The 7,294-nt window shown below is 67.3% G+C and carries 5 protein-coding genes and 1 tRNA gene; all 6 read right to left on the bottom strand.

What is annotated here, in order from left to right:
• Positions 1-22 precede the first annotated feature (22 nt).
• Positions 23-98: transfer RNA gene (locus tag KDK82_RS05220), tRNA-Ala, on the bottom strand.
• Positions 99-225: 127 nt separating this feature from the next.
• Positions 226-561 carry a P-II family nitrogen regulator gene (locus KDK82_RS05215; RefSeq protein WP_013801593.1) on the bottom strand — a complete coding sequence of 112 codons (336 nt, stop codon included), beginning with the start codon at positions 559-561 and terminating at the stop codon, positions 226-228.
• 16 nt (positions 562-577) lie between these two features.
• Positions 578-3,667 (bottom strand): efflux RND transporter permease subunit, encoded by a 3,090-nt coding sequence (locus KDK82_RS05210; RefSeq protein WP_065348134.1) that lies wholly within the window; start codon positions 3,665-3,667, stop codon positions 578-580.
• A 4-nt stretch (positions 3,668-3,671) separates the two neighbouring features.
• Entirely contained in the window at positions 3,672-4,889 is a 1,218-nt protein-coding gene (locus KDK82_RS05205; RefSeq protein WP_088164187.1) for an efflux RND transporter periplasmic adaptor subunit, read from the bottom strand.
• A gap of 41 nt (positions 4,890-4,930) precedes the next feature.
• Positions 4,931-6,388 carry a TolC family protein gene (locus KDK82_RS05200; RefSeq protein ID WP_088165433.1) on the bottom strand — a complete coding sequence of 486 codons (1,458 nt, stop codon included), beginning with the start codon at positions 6,386-6,388 and terminating at the stop codon, positions 4,931-4,933.
• Between the two features lie 226 nt (positions 6,389-6,614).
• A complete protein-coding gene (locus KDK82_RS05195) occupies positions 6,615-6,983 on the bottom strand; it encodes a hypothetical protein (protein WP_224986538.1) in 369 nt (122 codons plus the stop codon).
• Positions 6,984-7,294: the final 311 nt, after the last annotated feature.

Here is a 7,294-nt window from a genome sequence, read left to right as displayed (position 1 = left end):
TAAATACTCAAGTCTCAATTTTTGGTGGAGGTAAACGGGATCGAACCGATGACCTCTTGCATGCCATGCAAGCGCTCTCCCAGCTGAGCTATACCCCCCTTGCTGCAACGTTGCACTGCTTCGTTGCTGCGATTCAAAAATTGTAGCACAGCGTTTTTGGGGCAATTCCGGAATGCATGACTTTTTTATGTCGCCCTGCATTCCGGCGCCCTGCTCAAGCCCGGGTCAGGCCAGGCTCTGCCCATCGCGTATGCGGTGGATCTCGGCGATGTCCACCACCCAGACCAGGCCGTCGCCGACCTGGCCCGAATGGCAGGCCGTGGTGATGGCCGCACGGATAGGCTCGACCATGGAGGCCTCGGCCAGCACGCAGACCATGATCTTGTCGGAGAAGTCGGTCAACTCCTCCTTCACGCTGCGCTTGTCGATGGCGGCCGGGGCCGTGAAGCCCTCGGCACGGAACAGCGTCACGCCGGGGAAGTTGGGAATGGCGCGCAGCGCGTCGCGCAGGCGCTCCAGGCGGCTGGGGCGCACGATGGCCCGGATTTCCTTCATGGTCATTGCAGTGTCTCCTTCATCAGGCTTCCAGCGGTTTTTCGTCAAACCAGCGGTACAGGGTCGGCAACACCACCAGCGTAAGCAGGGTGGACGAGATCAGGCCACCGATCACGACGATGGCCAGCGGGCGTTGCACCTCCGAGCCGGGGCCGGTGGCGAACAGGAAGGGCACCAGGCCCAGCAGCGCGACGGTGGCCGTCATCATCACGGGGCGGAAGCGCTGCACGCAGCCTTCGCGCACGGCCTCGGCCACATCCATTCCATCCTCGCGGAGCTTGCGGATGCAGCTGACCAGCACCACGCCGTTGAGCACCGCAATGCCCCACAGCGCAATGAAGCCCACCGATGCCGGCACGCTCACGTATTCGCCCGTGACGAACAGGCCTATCAGTCCCCCGATGGAGGCGAAAGGCAGCACCAGGATGATCAGCCCGGCCAGCTTGACCGAATTGAACAGCACGAACAGCAGGAAGAAGATGGCCACGATGGTCAGCGGCACGATCACCTGCAGCGTGCCCATGGCGCGCTCCATGTTCTCGAACTGGCCGCCGTACTTGAAGTAGTAGCCGTCGGGCAGTTGCACTTCCTTGTCGATGCGCTGCTGCACTTCGGTCACGAAGCCGCCCAGGTCGCGCCCTTCCACGTTGGCGCCCACGACCACGCGGCGCTTGCCGCCTTCGCGGCTGATCTGCGCGGGTCCGTCCACCAGTTCGATGCGGGCCACGCTGTTGAGCGGAACCTGCGCGCCGGTGCTGGTGGTCAGCAAGGTGGCGCCGACAGCCTGGGGCGAGCCACGGAAGGGCTCGGGGAAGCGCACGACCACGTTGTAGCGGCGCTCGCCCTCGTAGACCGTGGTCACGTCCTTGCCGCCGATGGCCGACTCGATCACGCCCTGCACGTCGGTGACGTTCAGGCCGTGGCGGGCAATGGCCTTGCGGTCGATATCCACCGTGAGCGCCTGCTGGCCCGACAGCCGCTCGACACGGATGTCGGTGCTGCCCGGCACGCTCTTGAGGATGCGGGCCACCTGTTCGGAGACATCGCGCAGATCGTCCAGCTCGTCGCCGAAGACCTTGATGGCCAGTTGCGAGCGCACGCCCGTGACCATTTCATCCACGCGCTCGGAGATCGGCTGGGACAGCACGATCTGCACGCCCGGGATCGAGGACAGGCGCTGGCGGATGTCTTCGTCGATCTCGTCCTGGGTGCGGTCGGACTCGGGGTCCAGCAGCACGATGGGGTCGGACTCGTTGGGGCCTGCGGGATCGGCCGGCGATTCACCGCGTCCGAGCTTGGAGACCACGCTGAGCACGCCGGGCACCTCGGCCACGGCCTTCATCGCCGCCATTTCCATGCGGATGGACTCGTCCAGCGAGATGCTGGGCACGCGGTTGATCTGCGGCGTCAGCGCGCCCTCCTTCATGGTGGGCATGAAGGACTTGCCCAGCAGCGGGAACAGTCCCAGCGAGCCCAGCAGCAGCGCCACGGCCACGGCCAGCGTGGCGCGGTTGCGCGCGGTGGCGAGGTCCAGCAGGCGCAGGTAGTGGCGCTTGAGGAAGGCGATCAGGCGCGTGTCATGGTCCGCGCCGCCCTTGAGGAAGTACGAGCACAGCACGGGCGACAGGAACAGCGACACGGCCAGCGAGACCGCCAGCGAGATCGCGATGGTCAGCGCCAGCGGGCCGAACATCTTGCCTTCGATGCCCTGCAGCGTCATCAGCGGCAGGAACACCAGGATGATGATGGCGATGCCGAAGATGGTGGGCGTGGCCACCTCGGTGGTGGCCGAGAGCACGGTGCGCACGCGTGCGCCCATGCTGTCGCCGGCCTGGCCGAGCTTGTGGAACACGTTCTCCACCACCACCACGGTGGCATCGACCATGAGGCCGATGGCGATCGCCAGCCCTCCCAGCGACATGAGGTTGGCCGAGATGCCCCAGCGGTTCATCATGATGAAGGTGGTCAGCGGCGTGATGATCAGCGTGGCCACCACGATCAGGCTGGAGCGCACGTCACCCAGGAAGATGAAGAGCACCACGACCACGAGCAGGATGCCCTCGATCAGCACCTTGCCCACGGTCCACAGCGCCGAGTCGACCAGGTCGGTTCGGTCGTAGTAGGGAACGATCTGCAGGCCGCCGGGGAGCATGCCCTTGGAGTTGATCTCCTGCACGCGCTCCTTCACGCGGGTGACGACTTCCTTGGCATTGCCGCCGCGCATCATCAGCACGATGCCGGAGACGCCTTCGGTATAGCCGCCCTTGATGATGGCGCCCTGGCGCACTTCCTGGCCCAGCTGGACCTCGGCCACATCGCGCACGAAGACCGGCACGCCGCCATCCTGCTTGAGGACGATGTTGCCGATGTCCTCCAGCGACTGGATCAGGCCCACGGCGCGGATCAGGTACTGCTCGGTCACCTGGGGCAGGATGCCGCCGCTGGCGTTGGCGTTGTTGTCGGCGATGGCCTGGACCACATGGCGCACGGACAGGCCGTAGTGGCGCAGCCGGCCGGGGTCGACCTCCACCTGGTACTGCTTGACGTAGCCGCCCTGCGAGTTGATTTCGGCCACGCCGGGAATGGAGCGCAGCAGCGGGCGCGCCACCCAGTCCTGGATGGTGCGGCGCTCGGTCAGCTCCTCGGGCGTGAGGGCCCGCTTGCCGTCGTCGGGATGGTCCAGCGTGTACTGATAGACCTCGCCCAGGCCCGTGGACACCGGCCCCAGCACGGGGATGATGCCTTCGGGCATGCGCGGCGTGACCTCCATCAGCCGCTCGGTGACGAGCTGGCGCGCAAAGTACACGTCGGTGGTATCGGTGAAGACCAGGGTGATGATGGACAGGCCGCTCTTGTTGAGCGAGCGCATCTCCACCAGGCCCGGCATGCCGGTCATGGCGATTTCCAGCGGCACGGTCACGAAGCGCTCGATTTCCTCGGGCGAGCGGCCTGGCGCCTCGGTAGCGACCTGGACCTGGACGTTGGTCACGTCAGGAAAGGCATCCACCGACAGATTCATGGCGGCGCGCAGGCCAAAGCCGCACAGCACCAGCGAGAGCACGATCACGATGAGTCGCTGGCTCAGTGCGGCCCGGATCATGGAAGCGATCATGGGCTTACTCCAGCTCTGCGCGCTTGCGCTCGTTGTTCAGGTGGAAGGCACCCGTGGTGACGATGACCGTGCCATCGGCCACGCCCTTGTTCACGGGGCGCATGCCGCCGCTGGCGGTGCCCAGCTCGACGGGCGTGAGGCGGTAGTGGTTCTCGCCCTTCTTGACGAAGACATGGTCGCGGTCGTTCTCGCGCACCACGGCCTCGGCCGGCACGGCCAGCAGCTGGCGCACCTCGCCCTGGATGCGCATGGTGGCCAGCATCTGGGGCTTGAGGTCGCGCTCGGTGTTGTCCACCTGGGTGCGGATGGTGACGGTGCGGGTCTCGGGCGTCACGGTGTCGCCCACATGCACGATCTGGCCGGACAGCACGCGCTCGCCCAGGGCGGGCACGGCGATCTCCACGGCCTGGCCGGCACGCACGCCGCTGGCCATCTGCTCGGGAATCGCGCCCACCACCCAGACACTGCTCAGGTCGGCCACGGTGAACAGCGGATCGCCGGGCTGGGTCACCTGGCCGGAGCTGACCTTGCGCTCGATCACCACGCCGGCCCCTGTGGACAGCACGGCCGCATGCGACTGCAGCGTGCCCTTGTCGCGCAGCTGGGCGATGGCGCTGTCGGGAATGCCGATCAGGCGCAACTGGTCGCCGGCAGCGCGCTGCTCGGCGCGCGCAATCGACAGCTCGGACTCGCGGCGCTGCAGCTCGGCCGAGCCGATGACATCAGCCGCGATCAGCTGGCGCGCGCGCTCCACGCCGCGCTCGGCCAGCGTGGCGGCGGAGTGTGCACGCAGATAGGCCAGTTGGGCGGTGGTCAGCTCGGGGCTGGCCACGCGGGCCAGCACCTGGCCCGCACGCACGCGGTCGCCCACTTCGACCAGCACCTCGGTCACGCGCCCCGTGGCGGCCGCGCCAATGCGGGTGACCTGGCGCTCATTGGCCTCGATGCGGCCGGACACCTCCTGCAGCAGCGCGATCTGCGCCTGCGCCACGGGCTTGACGGCGAAGTTGGGCGCCATCTCGGCGGTGACGCGGACCTCCATCGGGTCCTGCTCCTGGGCAGCGGCCGCTGCGGGCGCCGCCTTGGCTTCGGCCTCTTCGTTCTTGCCGCAGGCGCTCAGCGCCAGCGTTGCGGCCAGCAGGCCGGCCAGGGCCAGGGAATTCACCAAGGTGCTGCTGCCTGCGCGGGCGGCGATGGGTTGCGGATGCATATTCAAGGACATGTTCGTTTCTGATTTCGGGTGTGAGGCAGGGACGGCGCGCTTCACAGCGCGGACGGATCGTCGTAGCGGCCCGCGAGGTATTCGAGCTGTATGCGCGCTGCCTGCAGCTGGTAGCGCGCATCGAGCAGGTCTGCACGGATGGAGCGCAGCACGCGCTGCGCATCGAGCACATCGAGAATGCCGCGCTCGCCGAAGCGGTAGGCGGCCTCGGCCACGCGCAGGGCCGACTCGGCCTCGCGCACCGAACCCTGGCTCAGTGCCTGGGTGCGCAGTCGTGCCATCTCCAGCTCCTTCCAGGCCTGCAGCGTCTGCTGGCGCAGCTCGATCTGCCGGCCTTCCAGCTGCAGACGCGCGCGCTCCAGCTCGGAGGCCGCCTCGTCGATGGGGCCGCGGTGCTGGTCGAGCAAGGGGATCTGGATGCTCACGCCCACCGTGTTCAGGCGCACGTCGGGCTCGCGCGTCTGGCCGTAGCGCAGCTCCACGCCCGGCCAGCGCGAAGCTTTTGCCCCATCAAGCCGCGCCTGCGCACGCTCGACCTCCGCCTTGAGCTGGCGCAGTTCGGGATGCTCCATGGGATCGATCTCGCCCATGTCCTCGATGCGCAGCGGGTCCTCCAGCGACACATCCAGGCGGAAGCGCACGGGCAGCTGGCCTGCGGCCAGGCGGCCCAGCGACAGCTGCGCCTGCTCGGCACGCAGCCTTGCGGTCTGCTCCTGCTGGCGCGCCTGGATGATTTCGGCATCGGCCTTGATGATTTCGTAGCGGGCCGCCTCGCCGCTGTCCACGCGGACGCGGACGCGCTCATGGGCCTGCTCCAGAAGGCGCACCGCCTCCTTGGCGGCCTCGACCTCCGCCTCGCGCAGCACCATTTCGTAGGCGCGCAGCCGCACCTGGGCCACCAGCGCATTGCGCGTGGTCGCCACGAAGTGCACCGACCCCTGCTCGCCTGCCCTGGCGGCCTCCACGCGCGCACCGCGCACGGCGGGGTTCTCGATGGGCAACGCCACGGCCCAGCCCTGCACCGTGCCGGCCGCCGCGCCGGGCACGCGGGCGCTGTTGCGGCCCTGGTTCCATTCAAGCTTGGGATTGGGCAGCGCCGAGGCGCTGACCACGCCTGCGCGCGCCGTGGTCCGCGACTGCTCGACAGCGCGCAGATCGGGGTTGTGGTCCAGCACGGCGCGAACGACCTCGTTCAGGCTCAGCTGGGGCAGGCGCTGTGCGGCGGCCGAAGCCACCGAAGGGCCCGCTGCAGCCGCTGTGGCCTCTGCTGCCGAACCGGCCTTCGGCACGATCGGCGTACGGGACGCCGCGGCCTCGGCGGCTGCGGCGGCGGCTGGAGCCGCCTGCGTCAAAGGAGCCTGGGGCTCACTGGGGGCCTGTGCCGAGGCACCGGCACTCCAGCCCACCAGCAGGCTGCAGATCGCGCCTTGCAAGGCCTTGCGCGAAAAGGATGGAAAACGAGCGGGGGCCATTCCCGCCAATACCGTTGGATTCACCATGGCATGCATCTGCCGCGAAACGACAGTCGAGGGGTTGAGTAAGAGATGGGCCCTCCCCTGCGGACAACGCGGGAACGGGCATGGCCGGGCCGTGCGCAGTCAGCGCGCGGACGACGGCATGGCATGCACGCCAGCAAGGCGCGCACGAGCAGTGATCAGGCAGTGGGATGCGTCAGCCGACAAGGGGCGCAAGGGGCACAAGGCATGCCTGCGCCGCAATATGCGGTCAGCCGAGCAGGGAAGGTCTTGGAGGGCGCAGCAGCTGGCCCGGAGCGGGCGACAGGTGCGCCTGGGAATAGGTCGAAGGCGGGGCCCACAGCGACACCACCTGCACGGCGATGGGCTCGGGCGGCCAGTACATTTCGGCGGAACGGTCCTCGCCACAGGCCAGCAGGGCCAGCAGCTGGCGGGTATTGCCGCCGTGTGCCGTCAGCTCGGCAAACTCCGTCTCGTCGTCTTCCTCGACTTCCGCGAGTTCTTCGAGGAATTCCTCATCGATGGTCACGATGGGGTGGTGCGCCAGCAAGCCATCGCTTTCCAGTCCATCGGACGATGCCGACGCCGCCACCTGTCCACAGAAGATGGACAACAGCATCAGCAAGGAAAACAGGAACGATGGCGCAAGGCGCATGGGGCGAGACGAAGGCGGGAGCAGTGAAAGTGAATGTCCCGTGATCGGGACACCATCTATTGTTACGAATGTTGAGGCAAAGTTCCGGGTTTGCCCTTAAAAAATCTGTGGCAAAGCCCGCTTTTCGCACATGCTTGCCTGCCCCCCAAGCGAAAGCGAGGCAGCCATGCAGGCGAGCTGCACGCGGCAGAAACAAAAAAGCCACCTTGCGGTGGCTTCTTGTCTGTGCAGACGCTGGGTTTGCACAAGGAATCTGGCGGAGTGGACGGGACTCG

Source organism: Delftia sp. K82, from assembly GCF_002193035.1.
Lineage (GTDB): Bacteria > Pseudomonadota > Gammaproteobacteria > Burkholderiales > Burkholderiaceae_C > Comamonas > Comamonas acidovorans.
The sequence above is the reverse complement of the archived record's forward strand: the minus strand, read 5'-3'. Positions and strand labels throughout refer to the sequence as shown.